This window comes from Paracoccus aminovorans (genome assembly GCF_001546115.1).
Taxonomy (GTDB): domain Bacteria; phylum Pseudomonadota; class Alphaproteobacteria; order Rhodobacterales; family Rhodobacteraceae; genus Paracoccus; species Paracoccus aminovorans_B.
This window is the reverse complement of sequence record NZ_KQ955212.1, coordinates 12,742-34,632: the sequence shown is the minus strand read 5'-3', so window position 1 is coordinate 34,632 and position 21,891 is coordinate 12,742. Positions and strand designations below refer to the sequence as shown.

Here is a 21,891-nt window from a genome sequence, read left to right as displayed (position 1 = left end):
GTTGAAACCAGGTATCTATCATATACCTAGATGCTGACGCAGGAAAAAGACAGGATGCAATGACGACAGAGGTACTTTTCCGACCGTTTACCGTTGGCGGGCTGACGCTTCCGAACCGCATCGTCATGGCCCCGATGACACGGGCGATGGCGGCTGAGGGTGTACCCGGCGCCGCGCAGGCGGATTACTACCGCAAAAGGGCAGGGGTCGGCCTGATCCTGACCGAGGGGACAGTGATCGATCGCCCGGGACTCTGTTTCCCTAATCGGCTGAGGGTCGGAGTAGCCCTTTCCCGAGACATCCTCGTCCCACGGCTTCCGTGACTGGGATGCCGAGCGCGGTGAAGCCATTGCGCACGGCGACACGGAGCTGGAACTCGGCGGCCTGCCGGTCGAAGTCCTGGCGGACAGGCGCTGCCCTAACAGGCTGCTGAAGAAGTCACGGTCTCAGAACGGTATCCTGTTTTCGCAGCCCCCGATGTCACGGGCATTGCGGACGGCGTGGCGGGACCGCCCTCTGGTCAGTGCCGTCGTCACGCTCCCAGTAGCCGGGGCAACCGGGCCAGGTTGTTGGCGGCCATTGTCAACACGAAGCGGGAGCGGACGCGTTCGATGCCGCGATAAACGGTCTGGGCGAGGCCGCCGATCGTTTTGCTCCAGCCAAACGGCTCCTCGATCCGCTTTCGGTGTTTCTGTGACAGCGCGTAGCCCTCATGTCGCATGGTGCGGCCATCGATCGCCGAATGCCGGGCTTTCTGCCCCACATGCGGCGTGACGCAAGCCTGCCTGAGGTCGCGGACGAAGTCGGCGCTGTCGTAGCCCCGGTCCGCACCAAGCGTCAGCCGGCGGGTCGATCCCGGGGAATGGGCGTGGATCATGGCCAGAGCCGCCCGGCGCTCGGCATGGCCGTCAGCCTTTGTCAGTTCAGCCTGCACCACCAGCCCGCTGCGGTTCTCCATCAGGGCATGGCCGACGAAGCACAGCATCGCGCCGGTGCCGGGGGACTTCTTGTAGAGCCGCGCATCAGGATACTTGAGCGGTTCATTGTCACCATCAGGCCACTCGACAAGAAGCCATTCCTTGGGCCGTGGCTGGGTGAGGTTGTAGTCTCTGGACGCGACCCGCAGGTGCACGGCAGCAAAGCGGGATGTCAACTCGACGTTGCTGCCCTCGCGCCATGTGATGGTCTTCCACGCATCGGCAGGCAGACCCTGCGCGAGCGCCTTGGCTGGCGGAGCCAGAACAGCGATGGCCGTGGCAATCAGCGGCCCGATGCCCGGCACCGTCATCAGCCGCCGGGCGACGTCATTCTCCTTGGCGCGACGGGCGATCTCCGCATCGAGCTTGGCGATCTCTGCCTCCAGGTGCATGAGCGCCGCGATCAAAGCCTTCAGTGTGGGAATGGCATCGGCAGGCAGGTCACTTTCCGGATCTTCCACGATCGCGATCAGCCGTGCGGCGTTGGTTGCCCCTTGCGGCACGATCTGACCGAACTCGGTCAAATGGCCGCGCAAGGCGTTGATCGCTTGCGTGCGCTGCCGGATCAGCAGCTCCCGGACCCGGAAGACCATCGCCGCGCCCTGCGTCTCTTCGCTCTTCACCGGCACGAAACGCATCGTGGGTCGCAGTGCGGCTTCACAGATCGCTTCCGCGGCGGCGGCATCATTCTTCTGACGCTTCACGAAGGGCTTCACATAGGCAGGCGGGATCAGCCGCACGTCATGGCCCAGCTTGCCGATCTCGCGGCCCCAAAAATGCGCGCCGCCACAGGCCTCCATCGCCACGACGCAAGAGGGCAGCTGGCTGAAAAACTCCAGCACCTGCGCTCGCCGTATCTTCTTGCGCAAAACGGCTCGTCCTCTGCGGTATCATCTCTATTTTCCATGGTGAAACCTCAAGCCATATCCGTCTCGGAAAAGTCATTGCCCTTGTAGAGCAAGGGCACATGGTAGGCTTTCGCGCAGGCATAGGAGAGCGCGTCCCCGAAATTGAGCTGCGCAGGGTGGCCGACGACCTTGCCGTAAACCGACAGCGCCCGCATCGCTTCCTTCCCCATCCCCGTGGTGATGTGCATCTCTTGCGCTTCGGCCGCCTCGAAAAACCCGTCGACCAGTTCGGCCGCCGCGGTAAAGTCCTCGGCTTTCGCCGGGCCTTTGCCGCGGGCCTGCACCTTTGCCCTGACCAGGGCGAGCGTCGCTTCCATCCGCACGACCGGCGAGAATCGCAGCGCGCCGCGCGAGGCCTCCATCGCCTTCAGCAGCCCGGGCGCTTCAGGTTCGTTCAGCAGCACCGCAACCACCGCGCGTCCAGGAACATCAGTCCTCGCCCCATTGCTCGTCAAAGAACGGCTTCAGGTCTTCGCCCATGCTGACGAACCCCGCCTCGGCCGCGCGGCGCTGGATCCTGCCAACCCGATCCACAAGCCGTTCCTCGGCGGCAAGCGCCTCGATCTGCGCGGCAAGCGCCTTGCGCACCGCCTCGGACTTGTTTTTTACGCCAGTCATGGCACAGTATTTGGCGACCAGCGCGTCGATCTCATCGCCTTTGATAAGCATTGCCATCGGTCTATCCTTTGTGGTATAGATGATATATAACTTTCAGTATATACTTTTGCAAGGAGGATGACGTGCGACTGATCTTCCGTCTCGGCATCGCCGGCGTGGCCGCCTATGTCTTCATGCCCGTCCTGCAGGACATTGCTGCGGTCGATCCCATGGGCAGCGTCGCTGCAGGCCTCGGCGCCGCCGTAGCTGCGGTTGGTTATATCACCGCTTGAGACAGAACATGATGAAGGGAAATTATTTTATGGAAGCTATCATGAACACGCTGGCTAGAGTGGCGGGTATGGTGGCCTACGTTTCGGTGGTCGTATTGCCGACAGTGCTGCTGCTCTTTCTGCTCGGCCTTGACGTTATGCCAACCGCTTTGCCAACATTTCTAGCCCTTCTGGTCATCGCAGCATGCATCGGCCTCGGGTTTTTCATGGTTTCCCTCATCGAAATCCGACCCGCGCAGCCGAAGAAGAAAAGCGAACCTGCGATCTAGGGCGTCTGCCCGCCGAGGCGGGCACCGCGTGCCGCCGGCCGCGCCGCAGAGGGGTGATCCTCGGGACAGGTGGCTTTTCCGTCGATGCCGGTGTCGCAACCCATCTCATATTTGACGATAGAAGCTGTCCAGAATGACGAAAGAACCCACCTATCGCCTCGGCCATTCCAGCTTTTCCGCCGATGCGGAACGCCTGCAACAGATTCTGGCATGGGCGCACGAGAAGAAGGCACGGCCGACCTGCCTGTGTAGTCGGGCGGAGCCGCCCATGTATGTTGCCAAGATCGGCTCCGGATTTTTCCTGAAGCGAATGCCCGGAACCGGCCATCTTCACGAGCCCTCCTGCCCGACCTTCGACCCGCCGCCGGAAGTGTCCGGCCTGGGCCAGGTCAACGGCCAGGCAATCGTCACGGACGAGGCCGGCGAGACGCTTCTGAAGCTCGATTTTCCCCTGTCGGTTAAAGGGGCCCGCGCCACGCCGGTAGGTGATGGCGGCGACGAAGCCACGTCCGCCGAAGCCAGCCCGTCGAAACTCCGGCTGCTGGCAACACTCCATTACTTGTGGGAAGCGGCCGACCTCACCAAATGGCGCAGCGCCTACGGTCGCCGGCGCAGTTGGTGGATCGTGCATCGCGAGCTACAGGGCGTCGCAGCCAGGACCAAGACGAAGGCCGGAGCAATGGCGGATACCCTGTTCGTTCCGCCTGTCTACTCCATCGAGGACAAGGACAGGCTCGCCGCCGAACGTCGCCGGTTCATGCACCGGCTTCTGCCGGCGAAGGGCAAGCCGGTTCCGCTCGGCATCCTGGTCGCGGAACTCAAAGGTCAGCAACCGTCCCAATACGGGAGGAAGCTCACCTTCAAGCATTTGCCCGATTTTCCCCTGTTCATGGACGAGGAAACAGGAAAGCGGTTCGACAAAATCGCCGGCGAGAAGGTCGAAATGGTCGAGGCGATGCCCGACACCCATCTGATCTGCATCGCCACCTTCAGCACGAAGGGAAACTACGGCAATGTGCGCGAAATCGCTGTCATGCCGGTCACCGGCCAATGGCTTCCGTTCGACAACGAGCGGGAACATGAATTGGTCCAAGCATTGATGGATCGCGATTTCGTCAAGTGTCTCAAATACAACCTGAAGGCCGGCGCTCCTGTCGCAAACGCCTTGCTGCTGGACGCCGAAAGCCCTGTGGCCCTCTTTTCGCCGCCCGCCGACATGCCCGGCGAGGAAGAGGATGAGCTTCGGGCCATCGCTGCCGAAGGTGTCTATCCTGCCTGGCATTGGCCGGCAGGAGAGTTCGAAATGCCGGTGCTGCCGGAACGGAAGGGGGTATGAGCGGTCGGCGCCTATTCGGTTACATACTTGACCCGTTCGGTCGGATCACCAGTGCCGCGCACATGCGATCTGCGCCAGGTCAGTTGCCCATTTCGTGCCAGAAAAAAGTGCCCGCGCACCCAATGGGCGGATCGGGCCGCTATCGCGACCCGGTCGCCCTGATGATGCGCGTCACGTTCGGTGCGGCCGGCGCGGGACAGCCGGATCACCGAGGGCGCAAAGCGTGGCGCCCGGCGCCCGGCGGTATTGGCCGCCTTTGCATCGCTCTTCGACAGCGGGCGAGCTGCGTCGCGTTCCAGGATCTTCGGGCGCGAAAGGGTCGCACATAGAACCGCGAACAGGCTGCCGATGCGCACCGCGCCGTTCATATCCTCTCTCAAGCGATCATTCGGTGTTACGCCCTCCCGAGCCGCAAACCGGTCATAGAGTTGTGCGACAGGTGTTCGCGTGGTCGAGACGTCGTGAGGGTGAAAAATCACTTCGGCGCCACCGTAAACCGTCTGCCAGGGCTTGTGGTCGTGCAGAGCGTGACCTTGATACCGTCCGTTTCGGCGGTCACTAGGTGTTCAGTCCCGGCATCTGGTGGATCGGATCGACGATGAATCTGTCCGGCTCTGAAGTCCAGACTTTGCAGATGTATTCGTAGGGCGTGAGACCGCTGAGCGTCTTCAGCCTGCGAGCGAAGTTGTAGGCAGCCATGAAGTCCATGAGATGTGTGCGGAGTTGGTCGTGGGTGTCGTAGTGGAAGCGTTTGACGGTAGCCTCCTTGATCGTTCGGTTCATCCGCTCGACCTGGCCATTGGTCCAAGGATGGTTGGGCTTGGTAAGCCTGTGCTCGATCCCGTTGGCTTCGCAAATCATGTCGAAGCGCATCGGCCGGGAGTAGGCAGTGTTTCGGTTCCTGGGCTGCTCGGCAAACTGGATGCCGTTGTCCGTCAGGATCGTGTGGATGCGATAGGGCACGGCTTCCAGTAGATGCTCCAGGAACTCCCAAGCGGTCTTCCTGTCAGCCTTTTCGACGAGTTGGGTGACCGCGAACTTGCTCGTTCGGTCGATGGCCACGAAGAGATAGAGCTTGCCCTCGGCCGTCTGCACTTCGGCGATATCCATGTGGAAGAAACCGATGGGATAGCGCTTGAACCGCTGACGCTTCGGCTTGTCGCCGCCGATCTCAGGCAGGCGCGAGATGCCGTGCCGCTGAAGGCACCGATGCAGCGCTGACCGTGTCAGGTGAGGGATCGAAGGCTGTAGAGCATAGAGACAGTCGTCCAGCGGCAAGAGCGTGTGACGCCGAAAGGCAACGACCATTGCTTCCTCAGCCTCGCTGAGCACGGAGGATCGGGGCTCCTTGGGCCCAGTCTTCAAATCCTCGACCGTCTCGCGGTTACGCCATTTCGCCACGGTCTTCGGATTGATCCCAAACTCCTGGCTCAGTGCCGCGATCGAAGCTTGCGATCGCTGTATTGCTGCTCGAATGGCGTGCGTGGTCGTGGCGCAGCCGTGACGAACTTGTCCCATAGTGCTTCCTTCCATTCCGACGAATGGATCGCACCATCAAACCGTGGGATCAAACAGCATCGCACGGCCTCCAGCCTGCGGGCGAAAAAAGGGGGCCCGGCGACCAGAGGGGCCGCCTGATCGGCCGCACCAAAGGCGGCATGAACACCAAACTGCACGCCGTCACCGACGCTGATGGGCGGCCGATCCGGTTCTTCATGACTGCAGGTCAGGTGAGCGACTACAGCGGTGCTGCGGCCCTGTTGGGCAGCTTGCCGGCGGCAGAATGGCTGCTGGGCGACCGTGGCTATGATGCCGATTGGTTCAGAGATGCGTTGAAAGACAAGGGGATTAAGCCCTGCATACCGGGACGGAAGTCCCGTGGAAAACCCGTCAAGTATGACAAGCGCCGCTACAAACGCCGCAACCGGATCGAGATCATGTTCGGGCGGCTGAAGGACTGGCGACGGGTCGCAACCCGTTACGACAGATGCCCGAAGGTCTTCCTCTCAACCATCGCCCTCGCCGCAACCGTCATGTTCTGGCTATGAATCGAGAACGAGATGCCGTAACGGGGCCGGGATAATGTGAACGCCCTGCGCTGAGCGGATTCTGCAACGGAACCGTCGCCTACCTGTCGGACGTTTCCGAGGTAGTCGCGACCAGACTATGCGGGTCGTGGTCATGAAGGGCGGGGCACACCAAGCTGCGGCGATGACTTACGATCAATGGCCTGCGCGCCCAGTTGTCCGGTAAGCCTGCATATCTTTTTCACCGGCCCGGGCCTGACGGATCAACGAACTCCTGTTCTCCAGCATGCCTTACGCCCGCGAGCTGATCGCGACATGGCGCGACGACTACAATCACCGCCGCCCGCACACGAGCCTCGACGGGCTCACACCGCGGGAGCTCCTCAATCGGTCAGTGAAGAACCAAACCCTGAACAGAAGCGGCTCTTTGCAGGAAGAGCGGGACCCGCCCTGCGCCGCCGGGGACGGGTGGCGCAGGACTGGGCAGGCTGCTAGGACCTGCCTGTATTCCCAGCAAAGGCCTCGCCATGGAACGTGCTTCCGCCATTCATCAGCACGGACCGCAAGGGCGGATGCGTCAGGCGGCGAATATGGCCGGGGCGGCCTGGATGATCGCCGCCATGGCGGCCTTCACGCTGGAAGACGCGATGATCAAGGTCGCTTCGACGGCCATGCCCGTTGCGCAGGTGCTGCTGAGCTTTGGCCTGGGCGGCGCCCTGGTCTTTGCCGGGCTCGCCCTGCGGCGCGGCGAACGGCTGTTCAGCCGGGACGTGCTGTCGCTGCCCATGCGCCTGCGCGTCGTGTTCGAGATCGCGGGCCGGCTGTTCTATGTCCTCGCGCTGGCGCTGATGCCGCTGTCGGCGGTCACGGTCATCCTGCAGGCCACCCCGGTCGTCGTGGTCGCCGCCGCCGTGATCTTTGGCGAGCGCGTGGGCTGGCGGCGTTGGACCGCGATCGGGCTGGGCATGGCCGGGGTGCTGGTGATCCTGCGGCCGGCGACCGAGGGTTTTTCGATGCTGTCGCTGCTGGCGGTGGCCGGGATGCTGGGCTTTGCCGGCCGCGATCTGGCCAGCCGGGCCGCGCCCGCCACGCTGGGCACCAATGTCCTGGGCTTTTACGGCTTTCTGGCCGTGGCGGTGGCCGGGCTGATCGTGGCGCTGTGGTCGCATCAGCCCTTTGTGCCGCCGGGGCTGCGGCCGGGGTTGCTGCTGGCGCTGGCGGTGCTGTGCGGGGTCGGCGCCTATAGCTGCCTGATGAAGGCGATGCGCACGGGCGAGGTCTCGGCCGTGACGCCGTTTCGCTATGTGCGGCTGATTTTCGGGCTGGCGCTTGGCGTGGCGCTGTTCGGGGAAAGGCTGACCGCGCCGATGCTGCTTGGCTCGGTCATGATCGTGCTGTCGGGGCTGTTCATCATGTGGCGCGGCGCAAGGCCAAGCCGCGCGACATGATCTTGGCCCGAAGGTCGGCTGTGTCCGCCTGAGCGGCCATCCATCCCCTGTTTTGCAGAGACCGGCAGGCGTTGCGCCCGCGCACGCGCGACGGGATGCCGCAACGGCCGTGCCGAATGCAACCGAATCACCCGGTCCTGCCGGACCACTGCGACCCAAGCATGCGCGAATCCAACCCGATTCCAGGCACCGCGGCCGGTGGTCTGACCAGATGCGAATTTGGCCGGAACAATGAAGGATATAGGCCCTGAATATCCGTCATCACCACCTTTGGTATGACCATAAAATGACGGAAAATAAACAGATTTTCTTGACGAAAAGCCGAAACGCCCCCAACACCGCGCCCATGATCCTTATTGGTCATACCAGTTATGGGAGGAGCAAACCTTGACTTGGGCGCAGAATTACGACCCGCTTGGCAACATCTGGCTGTCCAGCCTTGTCGCCGCCATTCCGATCCTGTTCTTTTTCCTGGCGCTGACCCGGCTGCGGCTGAAGGGTTTCCAGGCCGCGACCATCACCGTCGCGCTGACGCTGGCCATTGCCATCCTGGTCTATGGCATGCCGGTCAGCGCCGCGCTTTCCTCGGGGATCTACGGCTTTTTCTATGGGCTGTGGCCCATTGCCTGGATCATCATCGGGGCGGTGTTTCTCTACAAGATCTCGGTCGCGACCGGCCAGTTCGAGATCATCCGCCGCTCGATCCTGGGCATTACCGAGGATCAGCGCCTGCAATTGCTGCTGGTCGGCTTTGCCTTTGGCGCCTTCCTGGAAGGGGCTGCGGGCTTTGGCGCGCCGGTGGCGATTACCGCCGCGCTGCTGGTGGGGCTGGGCTTTCGCCCGCTTTACGCCGCCGGCCTGTGCCTGATCGCCAATACCGCGCCGGTGGCCTTTGGCGCCATGGGCATCCCGATCATCGTCGCCGGGCAGGTCACTGGGCTTGACCCGTTCCACATCGGCCAGATGGCCGGGCGGCAATTGCCGCTGCTGTCGATGCTGGTGCCCTTCTGGCTGATCATGATCATGGACGGCTGGCGCGGCGTGCGCGAGACATGGCCGGCGATCCTGGTCGCGGGCGGCTCGTTTGCCGTCGTGCAATTCCTGACCGCGAACTTCATCGGCCCGGAACTGCCCGACATCACCGCCGCCATCGCCGCGCTGATCGCGCTGCCGCTGTTCCTGCGCGTGTGGAAACCGAAACGCATCTTCCGCTTTGACCAGCAGGACGTGGCCCAGGATGGCGCCGCAGCGGTCGCGCCGCTGGAGACCGGCCACAGCTATACGCCCGGCCAGATCGCCCGCGCCTGGTCGCCCTTTGTCATCCTGACCGCCTTCGTGACGCTGTGGAGCATCGCGCCCTTCAAGGCGCTGTTCGCCGCCGGCGGCGCGCTGGAAAGCTGGGTGCTGAAGCTGCATGTGCCGTTCCTCGACAATGTCGTGCAGAAAACCCCGCCCATCGTGCCCGAGACCGCGCCCTTTGCCGCGCTTTACAAGTTCGACTGGTTTTCGGCCACCGGCACCTCGATCCTGTTCGCGGCGCTGGTCACGATCCTGGTGCTGGGCATGAAGCCGGGCAAGGCGGTCGCGGTGTTCGGCGACACGCTCAAGGGGCTGCTGATCCCGATCTATTCCATCGGCATGGTCCTGTGCTTTGCCTTCCTCGCGAACTATTCGGGGCTGTCGGCGACGCTGGCGCTGGCGCTGGCGCATACCGGCCCGGCCTTCACCTTCTTCTCGCCCTTCCTGGGCTGGCTCGGGGTGTTCGTCACCGGCTCGGACACCTCGTCGAACGCGCTGTTCGGGGCGTTGCAGGCGGCGACCGCGCATCAGATCGGCGTGTCGGACGTGCTGCTGGTCGCGGTCAACACCACCGGCGGCGTCACCGGCAAGATGATCTCGCCGCAGTCCATCGCCATCGCCTGCGCGGCGGTGGGGCTGGTCGGGCGTGAATCGGACCTGTTCCGCTTTACGGTCAAGCACTCGCTTGCCTTGGCGGCGCTTGTCGGCATCATCACCACGCTGCAAGCCTATGTCTTTCCGTGGATGATCCCGTGACCCCAGCCCGCCCGCCCCGCAACAGCGTCTCGTCCCGTGTCGAGGCCGAAATCGAACGGATGATTTCGGCCCGGCGGCTGCGCCCCGGCGACCGCCTGCCGTCGGAACGCGCGCTGGCGGAAAAGCTGGGCGCCTCGCGCACCGCGCTGCGCGAGGCCATCGGCCGGCTGGCCGCGCGCGGCCGGGTCGAGGTGCGCAAGACCGGCCTGGTCGTCGCGCAGCCCGATGCGCGGGTCTGGGCGCAGGAAACCATCGCGGCGCCGCTGGCGCCGCTTTTGGCGCTGCATCAGGACTATGGCCATGACGTGATGGAAATCCGTCTGGCGCTCGAGGGGACCGCAGCCGCGCAGGCCGCGCTGCGGGCCGACGCCGCCGCCAAGGCGCGCATCCGCGACGCCCTGGGCGTCATGAACCCCAGCGAGGCCCCCGACGACCCGGCCGCCGAGGCGCGCAACGACGCCGCCTTTCACCTGTCCATCGCCGAAGCCTCGGACAATGCGGTGCTGTATCAGGTCATGCACAGCCTGTTCGGGCTGCTGGAATCCAGCATCTCGGAAAGCCGGGACAAGCTTTATCAGGAACCCCGCATGGCCGAGGCGCTGTATCGCCAGCACCTGGCCCTGTGCGATGCCATTGCCGCCGGCGACCCTCAGGCCGCCCGCGCCGCATCCGACGCGCATCTGAACTTCGTCGCCTCCACCATCCGCCAGATCGACGAGGATCTGGCCCGCAAGGCCCGCGCGAGCGCCGCCCGCGCCGCCGGCCTGACAGCCGAAAGCAGCAAGCCATGATCATTTCCTCGATTTCCGACTATCGCGAGGCCGCCCGCCGCCGCCTGCCGCCGTTCCTGTATCACTATATCGACGGCGGCGCTTACGCCGAATACACGCTGGGTCGCAACGTCGCGGACCTGTCGCAGATCGCGCTGCGCCAGCGCATCCTGCGCAATGTCGAGGCGCTGAGCCTTGAAACCACCGTGCTGGGGCAGAAACTGGCCATGCCGCTGGCGCTGTCGCCGGTCGGGCTGACCGGCATGTATGCCCGGCGCGGCGAGGTGCAGGCCGCCAGCGCCGCCGCCTCGCGCGGGGTGCCATTCACGCTCTCCACCGTCTCGGTCTGTCCCATTGCCGAGGTGCAGGCCGCCAGCGCCGCGCCGATCTGGTTTCAGCTTTATGTGCTGAAGGACCGGGGCTTCATGAAGGACGCGCTGGAACGCGCGCAGGCGGCGGGGGTCACCACGCTGGTCTTTACCGTCGACATGCCGGTGCCCGGTGCGCGCTACCGCGATGCCCATTCCGGCATGTCGGGGCCGAATGCCAAGCTGCGCCAGTTCACCCAGGCCGCGCTGCATCCGCAATGGGCCTGGGACGTGGGCGTCAAGGGCAAGCCGCATGATCTGGGCAATATCTCGGCCTATCGCGGCAGCCCGACCCGGCTCGAGGATTACATCGGCTGGCTGGGCGCCAATTTCGACCCCTCGATCGGCTGGCGCGATCTGGAATGGATCCGCGATTTCTGGAAAGGCCCGATGGTCATCAAGGGCATCCTGGATGTCGAGGACGCCCGCGACGCGGTGCGTTTCGGCGCCGATGGCATCGTGGTGTCGAACCACGGCGGGCGGCAGCTGGACGGGGTGCTGTCCTCGGCCCGGGCGCTGCCGGCGATTGCAGATGCGGTCAAGGGCGATCTGGCGATCCTCGCGGACAGCGGCTTGCGGTCCGGTCTGGACGTGGTGCGGATGCTGGCGCTGGGGGCGGATTGCTGCATGATGGGCCGCGCCTTCATCTATGCGCTGGCGGCGGCCGGAGAGGCGGGCGTGGCGAACATGCTGGACCTTGTGGCCAAGGAGATGCGCGTCGCCATGGCGCTGACCGGGGTGAAGTCCATCGCGGAAATCGACCGCAGCGCGCTGGTCGACTAAGCCGATTGCGCGGGGCGGGGCCATGGGCCCTGTCCCGCGCCAGATCCCCAGGCCAGCCCGGTCCCGGCAAGTGTCTGGGGAAGTCGCCCAGGGTCCATGTCAGGGGCAGCAGCCTTTGTTCATGCCCCGCTGGGCCTTGGTGCGACGGAAAGCCTGGGGGCATCAGGTGATCGGCTGAAGCTGGGAAGGGTTCTGCATCGAGATCCTGATCGCCACCGCGGCGCCCGGACCCGAGCCCCTCATCTGCCGGACGGCAGCGGGGCCGGGATGGACCTTGCGCTGCGGCTAGCCGGCGTTCTTGACCTGATGGGCAAAGCCATGGACCGCGTCGGGCTTGGCCTTGGCGACGATCTCGTCCAGCACGCCCTTCGCCTCGACCTCGGTCGGCCGGGCGATGGCAAAGGAGCCCTTGCCAAGGTCCGGATCACTGCCGGAAGGGATTGACGATCCGAAGTCTGCCTTCGATCAGCTGACCATGCTGAAGATCTTCCGTATAGAGCTGCTCGCAACCGCTGGTCAGTGCGGCAGCGACGATCATCGCATCATAGACCGAGAATCCGTATCGTTCACCGACAGCCAGGCCTACGTCATGAATTCTGGCCGAGAGATCGATCACCTTGCACAACCCGCGCACACCCATCAGGAAATCGCCTGCCTCCTGCCAGGACATTCCGGCCTTCCTGATGCAGTTGACCAGGGCTTCGTTCAGTACCTGGACGCTGATCACGCCGCCACTTGCCAACAGGCCGGCGGCGATGTCGCCCTTCGGGCTGTCGTCAAGCAGGTAGAGGACGATGTTCGTGTCGAAGAAATCAGCGCGCATTCGCGTCGTCGCGGCTTATTCTCTCCGTGGCGGGGAGCCGCCCGCGGAATCGGCGCAGATCGGCAAGCACGTCCTCGGCCGAAGGCCTGCGATGCACGGCAAAGCCTTTCTCGGCGGGATGCAGTTCGATCTCGTCACCAGCCTTCAGCCCGAGTTCGCGCACGAGCTCGGCGGGCAGCCGGACAGCCAGCGAGTTGCCCCATTTCGCGATCTGCATGATCCTGGTTCCCAAGTATGATATACCTTCACAGAATGTATATCCTTCATCCGTAAGATTCAAGTCTGCTAGGGTCAGGACTTCGGTAACGGGGTCGTCCCAGTCAAGCGGTTTTGCGCATACGGGATGTGCCGCCGGAGCGCGCGGTCTTGTTCTTTGAGAAAGTGATCTGCTTCCCTGTTCGGCAGCCTTCGCCTGAGATCGACCCGGGTGCATGCTTCGGTCCGTGGTCAGCGCTGTGGCTGCCAACATGATGCTGGTTCAATGCAATTCCGATGTGCCCATCTCATTGGCGTGCTCGATACGATCGGCATCAGTCCTGAGCACGGCATCACCGGAACCGCGTCCCGTGGGGACCTCGAAGGCCCGCGATCAGGCGGGCAGCAGTCTGGAATCTGTGTCTTCAGCCGGCATGAAGCACGGGAATGTCAAAACGGAAAGTCGGTGTCATCCTTCCACATCCGGTGCAGGATCACGGCGATGCGGCGGGCCAGCGCAACCATCGCGCGCTTGGCACCCCGACGGCGCGCAAGTTTTGCCGCCCAGGTTCGCAGCCAGCTCGCCCGTCCACGATGCATCATGACGGTTGCGGCCTGGCACAGCGCGCGTCGAAGGTTGACGTCGCCTGCCTTGGTGATCCCGCCCGAGATGTCGCGCTCGCCCGACTGGTTGCGAGACGGCGTCAGGCCGACCCATGGTCCGACCTTCTTCGAGGATGTGAAGCGGGCGGGATCATCGACAGCGGATCGATAGGTCAACGCCACGACGGCGCCGATCCCGGGCATCGACATCAGCCGACGACAGACCGGATCTTCCTGGGAGAGTTGACGGACATTGCGTTCAAGACCCGCCAGCTCTCGCCGCAGCGCCGCGCGCGCGCGAAGCATGGGTTCGGTTGCCGCTTCCAGCATCGGGTTGCCCGCCGCCAGTTCGCGGATACGCTGTTCGAACCTGCCGCGGGATATGGTGCCAACCTTGAGCCCGAAGTTCCGCAGCAGCCCGCGCAGTGACATTTCCAGCGTGATAAACCCTTGTTGCACAGCCTTACGAGCGCTGAGCACCGCTCTAACCTCCTGTGCAGACACCGATTTGCAATGAACGGGTCGGAACCAACCAAGATGAATCAGACGTGCAATACCCTCTGCATCCCGCCGGTCCGTCTTGATCGGCATGGCCTTCAGGGCGCCTTTTACCTGTCTGGTTTCCATTAGAACGACAGGTAGTCCCGCATCTGACAACCCGCGATGCAGCCACTGCGACAAGGGGCCAGCCTCAAGCCCGACGGCGGCAATTGCGCCGTCCTGGTCGCAGATCCAGCACGACAGCGCTTTGGGCTCGCTGGCCACCTGCGCCTCCTTCACGATCTTCCCATGCTCGCTGATCACGCAGATCGCGGTCTTCTCCAGCGACACATCCAGCCCGACAAACAGCTTCATCCCGCAGTCCTCCATGTAGATCCGATACGGGAATGGCGCCAGCTTGCCCTCAATCTTGCAACGGTAACGGGCGGGTCGCGACGCAGGCCCCGTTACGGCATCTCGTTCTCGATTCATAGCCAGAACATGACGGTTGCGGCGAGGGCGATGGCTGAGAGGAAGACCTTCGGGCATCTGTCGTAACGGGTTGCGACCCGTCGCCAGTCCTTCAGCCGCCCGAACATGATCTCGATCCGGTTGCGGCGTTTGTAGCGGCGCTTGTCATACTTGACGGGTTTTCCACGGGACTTCCGTCCCGGTATGCAGGGCTTAATCCCCTTGTCTTTCAACGCATCTCTGAACCAATCGGCATCATAGCCACGGTCGCCCAGCAGCCATTCTGCCGCCGGCAAGCTGCCCAACAGGGCTGGACTGCCCCCACCGAGTGGTCCGGGTTGATTGTTAGTGCATCGTCGGCCGCTGGTCTATTGGGATGACGGCTTCCGGTGCGGGTGGGCGGTATCCCAGGGAGCTGTGCGGCCTGACAGTGTTGTAGTGGCGGCGCCATCGCTCGATGAGGATCTGGGCCTCCCTGAGCGAATAGAAGACTTCTGCATCCAGGAGTTCGTCGCGGAATCGAGCGTTGAATCTCTCGCAATACCCGTTCTCCCAGGGTGAACCCGGCTCGATGAACGCGGTCTTGGCACCAACTGCGCCGATCCAGCCCTGCACCTTCTTGGCAATGAATTCCGCGCCATTGTCGGACCTTATGAACGCAGGCGGGCCACGCAAGATGAACAGATCCGTCAGGGCGTCGATTACGTCGGTGGAATTGAGCCTGCGGTTTACACGGATCACCAGCGCCTCCTTCGTGAATTCGTCGATGATATTGAGCGTCCGAAACAGCCGTCCGTCATGTGTCCGGTCCTGAACGAAATCATAGGACCAGACGTGGTTCGGGTGCTCCGGCCGGAGACGGACGCAGGACCCGTCGTTCAACCAGAGCCGACCCTTCTTTGCCTGCTTTTGCGGGACCTTCAGCCCTTCACGCCGCCATATCCGTTCCACGCGTTTATGATTTACATGCCAACCGGCGTTGTTCAGCAATCCGGTGATCATCCGATAGCCATATCGCCCGTAGGTGCGAGCGAGCGTGATGATGTCTTCCGTCAGCCGTTCTTCGTCCGGGGCGCCGCAAGGAACCTTGCGTTGCGTCGAGCGGTGCTGCCCGAGGATGCGGCAGGCGCGGCGCTCGGATATGCCGAGCGCCTGCCGCACATGGTCAATGCACTGGCGACGGCGCGAAGGGCTTAGAAGTTTCCCCGTGCAGCCTCGCTCAGGATCATCTTGTCCAAGGTCAGATCTGACACCGCGCGCCGCAACCGCTGGTTCTCCGCCTCAAGCTCCTTGAGACGCTTCAGCTGATCCCGGTTCATGCCGCCATACTGCTTGCGCCAGCGATAATACGTCGGCTCGGTCACGCCGATCTGCCGCACCGCGTCGGAAATTGCCATTCCCTGTCCATGAAGCACTTCAATCTGTCGAAGCTTCAGAACGATGTCTTCCGGTTTGTCTCGCTTGCCTGCCATCTGATGGTCCTCCTGAACAGGATATTTCTATCCCAGTGGGTGGACCACTTCAGTGGGGGCACTCCAGTGTCCGAGACCCCGGCCAGACTGATGGGATTGTCGGACGTCGGGCTTCGAGTGGGCGCACGCGCCGATCTTCTGATCGCCGAGGCGCCCGATATTTCTTCGCTGGTCGCAGGGGGCACAGGGCATTTGCGTGTGCTTTCGGCTGGGCGACAGGTGTCAGAGCGTCTCGTTCGTTCGCAGACAGACATGCCACGAGTGCTGGGCATCGCCTGATGAGATGCAGGAGTGGTGGCGTCAGGTGGTTGCCATGTGACACTGGCGCGACCCATCCAATATCGTCGGCCAGACAAGTATAGGCCACGCTGCGGATCACATCGGATACAATGGCGTCAGACTATGGCTTCCGCAGTCGAATTCGGCAGGCATCTGGCGCGCAGGGATCGGCGAGCCATCCAGGTGCCCAGTCCCAGCACTCGATGGCTTGGATTTGCCCGGAAAATGTGGAGAGCACCAACTGAGGAACCAAGAGGTGTTCTATGGGAAACGGCAACAGACCGACGCCTGAGTTTCGGGATGGGACTGCGCGGCTGGCACGGACGAGCGCGAGGACGCGGTAAAGGTGCAGGCAGCGTCATGTCAGGCTGCGGGGGGGCGTTACCGCCCCTTGAGAAGTTTGAACTCGTCGCGGATCTTTTGCAGCCATCCCCCGATCAATGCGGGCGCCTGTCCCACGTTGCCAAAGATGGTCTTCAACTCGGCTTCGGCGGCCTCACGCGTGCCCTGATTGCGGTCTGGCAGCGGCGGCAGAATATGGGCGTAGTATGTCTTGCCCAGCAACCGATGCAGCAGACGCTCACCGGGGAAAGGCTCGTTGTTATTGACGGTGCGGGCCGCCTTCAGCAACGTGCGGATGTCATACTGGACGGGGCTGACATCGGGCACCTGCTTGCGCAGGCCCAGAAGCGAATAGACTGCCACCCGCGCCGTGCGGATCGAGCTGTCCATCGTGAAGACGATGTCGTTTGCTGTTTCGACGAACTGACCGACCAGACCAAGGTTGGTTGAGCCTGCGGGGACGACATGCGGGCGGTCGCCCGCCGCGCGCGGCATGAACATCGAGGTGATGTAAGGCATCAAGGCCAGCCTGACCTTGGTGTTGGCTGCGACCGCATCGAACTGATCCTCGGGGATGCCCAAGTGATGGCACAGCTCCTGCAGGATCTCGCGGCCGGTGCATTCAGGCATGGTCTTGGCGACGCGGTTGCCGGCCTTGTCCATCAAGAGGCCATAGACCCACAGCACCAGCGTATCGCCGGGTTGACCGGGGAAGTGAGGCTGCCGGTTGCAGGTCACGCTCATGACCCAGTTCGAGTCGGTGAAGGTGATGATGCCGCCCGTCACCGTCTTGCCCGAATAGGGGTCGTTGATCGACAACTCGCGCAGCCGCTCGACCAGGGGTGAGGGTTTGCAGGTCAGCGTCGCCGATTCCCACATCGACTTGTCGACATTGCCATAGAATTTCTGCGGTTTTCCAAAGACTGGCGATTTGGCGGCAAGGTTCTTCCACAACGCCCAGTCGCTGTCCGGGCCGGGATCGGCACGGCCGCGATCCAAGACCGGCGCGTTATCCATATCGCCGTAAGCCGTGCCTTCGGTCATCGACCCGGTCAGCGCGATCACGATATCGGTGTTCCTGACCGCGATACGCTCATCGGCGCCGTTCACTTTTGCCAAAATGCCGGTCACCGTGCGCTTGTCACCGTCTTCGGACATTTCCAGATCATAGACGCGTGTCCCGAACTGGACTTGCACGCCGTGCTTTTTCAGATGCTCGACCAGCGGTTTGACGAAGGTGTCGTGCTGATTGTATTTCGGGAAGACCAGACAGGACATGTCGGCAAAACCGTCGATCGAGTCCAGAAAGCGATGGATATACAGCTTCATTTCCAAGGCGCTCTGCCAATTCTCGAATGCGAACATCGAGCGCCAGAGAAACCAGAAATTGGTCTGCAGAAAATCTTTGCTGAAATACTGCTCAATGGTCAGGTCATCCAGATCCTCTTTGCGTTTCAGCATCAGCCGGATCAGTTCCCATTGCTGGGACCGGGTCAAGCCAAAGGTCGAGAAATCCTTGACCTCGCCCTGCTTGTGCATCAGGCGCGATTTGGACCAGTTGGAATCGTTGTCGTTGAGCAGGCGATATTCATCCAGAACGCTGTAACCCTCGGGCAGTTCCAGTGCTTGCACGTCCTGAAACATGTCCCACAGATTGTCGTAATTGAAATTCATTTCGCGGCCGCCACGGATGATATAGCCATCCTCGGCATTTCCAGCACCATCAAGTGACCCGCCCGTCACGTCCAGCGCATCCAGAACGGTAATGTCCTGACCCTTCATGCCGCCGTCGCGGATCATGTAGAAAGCAGCCGCAAGGCCGGCGATACCGCTGCCCACGATCCACGCCTTGCGACCCTCGACCTGATTGCCCGGATAAGGGCGATTGCGCATGTAGGCGCCCATCATGTCGGGAATGGGCATGGTATTGGCAGGATTGTTCGACCAGTAGCCTGCGGTGGTATCGTTTTCGACCTTGAAGGGCTTTTGTGTTTCGTCGCTCAATTGCTTTCTCCTGTAGGGTCCGGTCGTGTCGCGAATGTGGTGGAAATTGCCGAGCAGCGGGCTCCGGGCATGTGACATTGGCTCCAGGCAGGCCGCGAGGTCAAGGGACATCGGCACGAGAGGCTGAGAAAGGGTTTCCCAGCCATCGACCTTTCGCATCTGGATCTGCCCTGACGCCAAGAGCGCCCAGAGCAGCATCGGCACGGTCTCGGCGCAGGGCAGCACGGTCTGGGTCTTGATGCGGCGGCGGAACTCCTCGTTCAGACGCTCAATGGCGTTGGTGGTCCGTGCCGACTTCCATTGCGACGGATCGAGGCGGGTGAAGCTGAAGAGGCGATCGCCGGCCTCCTCGAGGCTATCGGCCACGGCCCGGCACTTGAGCTTCCACTTGCGGAGGAAGGCCTTGCGGCGCGTCTCGATCTCGGCCGCGCTGTCGGCGTAGATCATGTCGCGGTAGTCTTCGCTCAGCTCGTCGTGCAGGCGCTTGGGCGCGTGGCCGAGCAGGTTGCGGTGCTTGTGAACCGTGCAGCGTTGAATGGCCAGATCCTCGCCCCAGAGTGCCACAAGCGCGGCTTCAAGGCCGGGGGCGCCGTCAACGATTACGAACTCGGGCCGCCTCAGGCCCCGCGCGTCCAGATCGGCGAGGAATTGGCTCCAGGCAGCCGTGCTTTCGCCGCCCATGTTCCTGATGGAGAGGAGCACCTTTTGTCCGTCGCGCCGAACACCGATCGCCGCCAGCACCGAGATGTTGGTGGCCTTGCAGTCCAGCCGGGTCTTTATGACGGTGCCGTCGAGGATGAGCCGCACGATATCCTCCTCGGCCAGGTCGCGGGTGGACCACGCGTCCCAATCGACCTTCACCTTGCGCCAGGCCCGGCTGACCACGTCCTTGCTCACCGCCCCCTCGAACAGTCCGAACAGCGCCCGCTTGACCCGGCGCATGTTGGTGCCGGCCAGGTAGACCGCCGCGATCAGGGCCTCGGCCTTCTTTGTCAGCCGCCTGTAGCGGGGCAGTGCCTTCGAGCGCCATTCGGTGATCTTGCCGGCTTCGTTCTCGATCCGGGCACGAGGAACCCGCACCGTCTCAGTGCCGAATGTGCCGGTCAGCTGCCGATCGCGATGCCCGTGGCGGTAGCCCTTGGCCCGCTCGTTGCCGCGGCCGTAACGAAGCCGTCCAAGAAAGTCGGCCAGTTCCTCTTCGAACATGGCCTCAATGGTGGCACGGACATTTGCCCGAAGGCGATCCTCGATCGGATCATACGCCCCTGCGTCGGGCAGTAGCGAAAAGGACGAGCTGTCGGTATTCTGCTTCATGGCGTGATCTCCCTGGCGGTTGCCGCCGCCGGTTGGGTGGGTGTCAGCTCACCCGGAGATTACGCCGCCGTCCAATTTCCACCACTTCCGAGACACGACCGCGGCCGCTTGAGCGCGGCCTTGCTAGCGGCCCGTGCCGGGCCGTCCCTGACTCAGCGTGTCCGCATGCTTGCGACCGTGCGGGGCGGCTAGAGCCTCGCAATCTTCGGTCTCATCGCTTACATTTCACAAGGAGCATCCAATGAGCGACGCCGACATGACCACCGCCGAACAGTCCCTTGCCGATGACAAGATGCGGGCCGAGATCGCCAAGCTGATCGCGGAAACCTCGAAGATCAATGCCGAGGCCCGCTGGTATCCGCTGGCCGTCGCGACCGGCCTCGTCGGCGCCATCGCCGGCCTGACAGCCTTCATCATCAAGCTTTTCGGTCTCTGACCTATGCGGCCCCTTCGGGGGCCGCTTTAACTTCAGCCGGGCGCAGCCTGGTCGTTCTCTTCCCCGCCAGCAATGCCGCATCGGCCGCGGCCGAGGCAGCGCGGAAAGGTCGCGGATCCTCATGTAGATCGGCCCAGGCTTCGCTGTTCCAGAATGTCGCAACGTATAGCTTCATGGCTGATCCTTCACGCCAGATCGGTTTCAGAAAAGTCATTGCCCTTGTAGAGCAAGGGCACATGGTAGGCTTTCGCGCAGGCGTAGGAGAGCGCGTCCCCGAAATTGAGCTGCGCAGGGTGGCCGACGACCTTGCCGTAAACCGACAGCGCCCGCATCGCTTCCTTCCCCATCCCCGTGGTGATGTGCATCTCTTGCGCTTCGGCCGCCTCGAAAAACCCGTCGACCAGCTCGGCCGCCGCGGCAAAGTCCTCGGCTGCCGCCGGGCCCTTGCCGCGGGCCTGCACCTTGGCCCTGACCAGGGCGAGCGTCGCTTCCATCCGCACGACCGGCGAGAACCGCAGCGCGCCGCGCGAGGCCTCCATCGCCTTCAGCAGACCGGGCGCTTCTGGTTCGTTCAGCAGCACCGCAACAACCGCGCTCGCGTCCAGGAACATCAGTCCTCGCCCCATTGCTCGTCAAAGAACGGCTTCAGGTCTTCGCCCGTGCTGACGAACCCCGCCTCGGCCGCGCGGCGCTGGATCCTGCCAACCCGATCCACAAGCCGTTCCTCGGCGGCAAGCGCCTCGATCTGCGCGGCAAGCGCCTTGCGCACCGCCTCGGACTTGTTTTTTACGCCAGTCATGGCACAGTATTTGGCGACCAGCGCGTCGATCTCATCGCCTTTGATAAGCATTGCCATCGGTCTATCCTTTGTGGTATAGATGATATATAACTTTCAGTATATACTTTTGCAAGGAGGATGACGTGCGACTGATCTTCCGTCTCGGCATCGCCGGCGTGGCCGCCTATGTCTTCATGCCCGTCCTGCAGGACATTGCTGCGGTCGATCCCATGGGCAGCGTCGCTGCAGGCCTCGGCGCCGCCGTAGCTGCGGTTGGTTATATCACCGCTTGAGACAGAACATGATGAAGGGAAATTATTTTATGGAAGCTATCATGAACACGCTGGCTAGAGTGGCGGGTATGGTGGCCTACGTTTCGGTGGTCGTATTGCCGACAGTGCTGCTGCTCTTTCTGCTCGGCCTTGACGTTATGCCAACCGCTTTGCCAACATTTCTAGCCCTTCTGGTCATCGCAGCATGCATCGGCCTCGGGTTTTTCATGGTTTCCCTCATCGAAATCCGACCCGCGCAGCCGAAGAAGAAAAGCGAACCTGCGATCTAGGGCGTCTGCCCGCCGAGGCGGGCACCGCGTGCCGCCGGCCGCGCCGCAGAGGGGTGATCCTCGGGACAGGTGGCTTTTCCGTCGATGCCGGTGTCGCAACCCATCTCATATTTGACGATAGAAGCTGTCCAGAATGACGAAAGAACCCACCTATCGCCTCGGCCATTCCAGCTTTTCCGCCGATGCGGAACGCCTGCAACAGATTCTGGCATGGGCGCACGAGAAGAAGGCACGGCCGACCTGCCTGTGTAGTCGGGCGGAGCCGCCCATGTATGTTGCCAAGATCGGCTCCGGATTTTTC

23 protein-coding genes and 7 pseudogenes are annotated in these 21,891 nt (G+C 62.9%); 15 read left to right on the top strand and 15 right to left on the bottom strand.

What is annotated here, in order from left to right:
- Positions 1–59 precede the first annotated feature (59 nt).
- On the top strand, positions 60–323 hold the full coding sequence (locus tag ASV56_RS21995) for an oxidoreductase (protein WP_062564095.1): 264 nt from the start codon (positions 60–62) through the stop codon (positions 321–323).
- A gap of 209 nt (positions 324–532) precedes the next feature.
- Here ASV56_RS21995 and ASV56_RS21990 read toward each other — a convergent pair.
- The 4 genes and pseudogenes from ASV56_RS21990 to ASV56_RS21975 all read right to left on the bottom strand — a co-directional run.
- Positions 533–1,027: pseudogene (locus ASV56_RS21990) on the bottom strand (transposase); the annotation flags it as partial.
- 135 nt (positions 1,028–1,162) lie between these two features.
- Positions 1,163–1,858 (bottom strand): annotated as a pseudogene (locus ASV56_RS21985) (IS110 family transposase); the annotation flags it as partial.
- A 35-nt stretch (positions 1,859–1,893) separates the two neighbouring features.
- On the bottom strand, positions 1,894–2,289 hold the full coding sequence (locus ASV56_RS21980) for a PIN domain-containing protein (RefSeq protein WP_172823808.1): 396 nt from the start codon (positions 2,287–2,289) through the stop codon (positions 1,894–1,896).
- Between the two features lie 25 nt (positions 2,290–2,314).
- Complete coding sequence (locus tag ASV56_RS21975; protein WP_062564093.1) at positions 2,315–2,560, bottom strand: type II toxin-antitoxin system VapB family antitoxin; 246 nt, start codon at positions 2,558–2,560, stop codon at positions 2,315–2,317.
- A 65-nt stretch (positions 2,561–2,625) separates the two neighbouring features.
- Between ASV56_RS21975 and ASV56_RS23865 the strand changes: the two genes are divergently transcribed.
- The 3 genes from ASV56_RS23865 to ASV56_RS21965 all read left to right on the top strand — a co-directional run bounded on the left by ASV56_RS23865 (position 2,626) and on the right by ASV56_RS21965 (position 4,380).
- Entirely contained in the window at positions 2,626–2,775 is a 150-nt protein-coding gene (locus tag ASV56_RS23865) for a hypothetical protein (protein ID WP_156429282.1), read from the top strand.
- Between the two features lie 41 nt (positions 2,776–2,816).
- Positions 2,817–3,044: a hypothetical protein gene (locus ASV56_RS21970; protein ID WP_156429281.1), complete on the top strand. Its 228-nt coding sequence runs from the start codon at positions 2,817–2,819 to the stop codon at positions 3,042–3,044.
- A 133-nt stretch (positions 3,045–3,177) separates the two neighbouring features.
- Complete coding sequence (locus ASV56_RS21965; RefSeq protein ID WP_062564092.1) at positions 3,178–4,380, top strand: DUF1173 family protein; 1,203 nt, start codon at positions 3,178–3,180, stop codon at positions 4,378–4,380.
- An 11-nt stretch (positions 4,381–4,391) separates the two neighbouring features.
- Here ASV56_RS21965 and ASV56_RS21960 read toward each other — a convergent pair whose 3' ends face one another.
- Both ASV56_RS21960 and ASV56_RS21955 read right to left on the bottom strand, forming a co-directional pair.
- The gene (locus tag ASV56_RS21960; protein WP_062564091.1) at positions 4,392–4,748 is read right to left on the bottom strand and encodes a hypothetical protein; all 357 of its coding nucleotides are present in this window, start codon (positions 4,746–4,748) and stop codon (positions 4,392–4,394) included.
- Between the two features lie 190 nt (positions 4,749–4,938).
- Entirely contained in the window at positions 4,939–5,898 is a 960-nt protein-coding gene (locus ASV56_RS21955) for an IS481 family transposase (RefSeq protein ID WP_062562900.1), read from the bottom strand.
- A 48-nt stretch (positions 5,899–5,946) separates the two neighbouring features.
- Here ASV56_RS21955 and ASV56_RS21950 point away from each other — a divergent pair.
- The 7 genes and pseudogenes from ASV56_RS21950 to ASV56_RS23860 form a co-directional block, all read left to right on the top strand.
- A pseudogene (locus ASV56_RS21950) lies at positions 5,947–6,428 on the top strand (IS5 family transposase); the annotation flags it as partial.
- A 241-nt stretch (positions 6,429–6,669) separates the two neighbouring features.
- Positions 6,670–6,828: pseudogene (locus ASV56_RS24740) on the top strand (integrase core domain-containing protein); the annotation flags it as partial.
- Positions 6,829–6,997: 169 nt separating this feature from the next.
- The gene (locus tag ASV56_RS21945; RefSeq protein ID WP_253880241.1) at positions 6,998–7,855 is read left to right on the top strand and encodes a DMT family transporter; all 858 of its coding nucleotides are present in this window, start codon (positions 6,998–7,000) and stop codon (positions 7,853–7,855) included.
- A gap of 387 nt (positions 7,856–8,242) precedes the next feature.
- Positions 8,243–9,910, top strand: a complete 1,668-nt coding sequence (gene lldP / locus ASV56_RS21940) for an L-lactate permease (RefSeq protein WP_062564088.1) — start codon at positions 8,243–8,245, stop codon at positions 9,908–9,910.
- Positions 9,907–10,701 (top strand): FCD domain-containing protein, encoded by a 795-nt coding sequence (locus ASV56_RS21935; RefSeq protein WP_216635432.1) that lies wholly within the window; start codon positions 9,907–9,909, stop codon positions 10,699–10,701. The genes lldP and ASV56_RS21935 overlap by 4 nt, the downstream gene beginning before the upstream one ends.
- Entirely contained in the window at positions 10,698–11,831 is a 1,134-nt protein-coding gene (gene lldD, locus ASV56_RS21930) for an FMN-dependent L-lactate dehydrogenase LldD (RefSeq protein WP_062564086.1), read from the top strand. The genes ASV56_RS21935 and lldD overlap by 4 nt, the downstream gene beginning before the upstream one ends.
- A 267-nt stretch (positions 11,832–12,098) precedes the next feature.
- Positions 12,099–12,275 carry a hypothetical protein gene (locus ASV56_RS23860; protein ID WP_156429283.1) on the top strand — a complete coding sequence of 59 codons (177 nt, stop codon included), beginning with the start codon at positions 12,099–12,101 and terminating at the stop codon, positions 12,273–12,275.
- Here the strand turns inward: ASV56_RS23860 and ASV56_RS21925 are convergent.
- The 7 genes and pseudogenes from ASV56_RS21925 to ASV56_RS24730 all read right to left on the bottom strand — a co-directional run.
- Positions 12,256–12,654 (bottom strand): PIN domain-containing protein, encoded by a 399-nt coding sequence (locus tag ASV56_RS21925; RefSeq protein WP_062564085.1) that lies wholly within the window; start codon positions 12,652–12,654, stop codon positions 12,256–12,258. The genes ASV56_RS23860 and ASV56_RS21925 overlap by 20 nt on opposite strands.
- Positions 12,644–12,871 carry an AbrB/MazE/SpoVT family DNA-binding domain-containing protein gene (locus ASV56_RS21920; protein WP_062564084.1) on the bottom strand — a complete coding sequence of 76 codons (228 nt, stop codon included), beginning with the start codon at positions 12,869–12,871 and terminating at the stop codon, positions 12,644–12,646. Before ASV56_RS21920 ends, ASV56_RS21925 begins: the two co-directional genes overlap by 11 nt.
- Positions 12,872–13,299: 428 nt before the next feature.
- Positions 13,300–14,307: an IS110 family RNA-guided transposase gene (locus ASV56_RS21915; RefSeq protein WP_062562688.1), complete on the bottom strand. Its 1,008-nt coding sequence runs from the start codon at positions 14,305–14,307 to the stop codon at positions 13,300–13,302.
- 113 nt (positions 14,308–14,420) lie between these two features.
- Positions 14,421–14,723, bottom strand: a pseudogene (locus ASV56_RS23220) (transposase); the annotation flags it as partial.
- Between the two features lie 25 nt (positions 14,724–14,748).
- A protein-coding gene (locus ASV56_RS21910) for an IS3 family transposase (protein WP_156429061.1) occupies positions 14,749–15,875 on the bottom strand; the annotation gives its coding sequence in 2 pieces (ribosomal slippage) (positions 14,749–15,611 and positions 15,611–15,875; 1,128 coding nt in all).
- Between the two features lie 660 nt (positions 15,876–16,535).
- Positions 16,536–18,371, bottom strand: a pseudogene (locus ASV56_RS24735) (oleate hydratase); the annotation flags it as partial.
- A 219-nt stretch (positions 18,372–18,590) separates the two neighbouring features.
- Positions 18,591–19,814: pseudogene (locus ASV56_RS24730) on the bottom strand (IS256 family transposase); the annotation flags it as partial.
- 241 nt (positions 19,815–20,055) lie between these two features.
- Between ASV56_RS24730 and ASV56_RS21895 the strand changes: the two are divergent.
- The gene (locus ASV56_RS21895; RefSeq protein ID WP_010400642.1) at positions 20,056–20,250 is read left to right on the top strand and encodes a hypothetical protein; all 195 of its coding nucleotides are present in this window, start codon (positions 20,056–20,058) and stop codon (positions 20,248–20,250) included.
- A 185-nt stretch (positions 20,251–20,435) separates the two neighbouring features.
- Here ASV56_RS21895 and ASV56_RS21890 read toward each other — a convergent pair whose 3' ends face one another.
- Positions 20,436–20,861, bottom strand: a complete 426-nt coding sequence (locus ASV56_RS21890; protein WP_062564083.1) for a type II toxin-antitoxin system VapC family toxin — start codon at positions 20,859–20,861, stop codon at positions 20,436–20,438.
- The gene (locus tag ASV56_RS21885) at positions 20,861–21,106 is read right to left on the bottom strand and encodes a type II toxin-antitoxin system VapB family antitoxin (protein ID WP_010400651.1); all 246 of its coding nucleotides are present in this window, start codon (positions 21,104–21,106) and stop codon (positions 20,861–20,863) included. The genes ASV56_RS21890 and ASV56_RS21885 overlap by 1 nt, the downstream gene beginning before the upstream one ends.
- 65 nt (positions 21,107–21,171) lie before the next feature.
- On the opposite strand from ASV56_RS21885, the gene ASV56_RS23855 reads away from it, so the two are divergent.
- The 3 genes from ASV56_RS23855 to ASV56_RS25000 all read left to right on the top strand — a co-directional run.
- Complete coding sequence (locus tag ASV56_RS23855) at positions 21,172–21,321, top strand: hypothetical protein (protein WP_156429282.1); 150 nt, start codon at positions 21,172–21,174, stop codon at positions 21,319–21,321.
- 41 nt (positions 21,322–21,362) lie between these two features.
- A complete protein-coding gene (locus ASV56_RS21880; RefSeq protein WP_156429281.1) occupies positions 21,363–21,590 on the top strand; it encodes a hypothetical protein in 228 nt (75 codons plus the stop codon).
- 133 nt (positions 21,591–21,723) lie between these two features.
- On the top strand, positions 21,724–21,891 hold a 168-nt coding region (locus ASV56_RS25000), incomplete at its 3' end, for a DUF1173 family protein (RefSeq protein ID WP_156429285.1).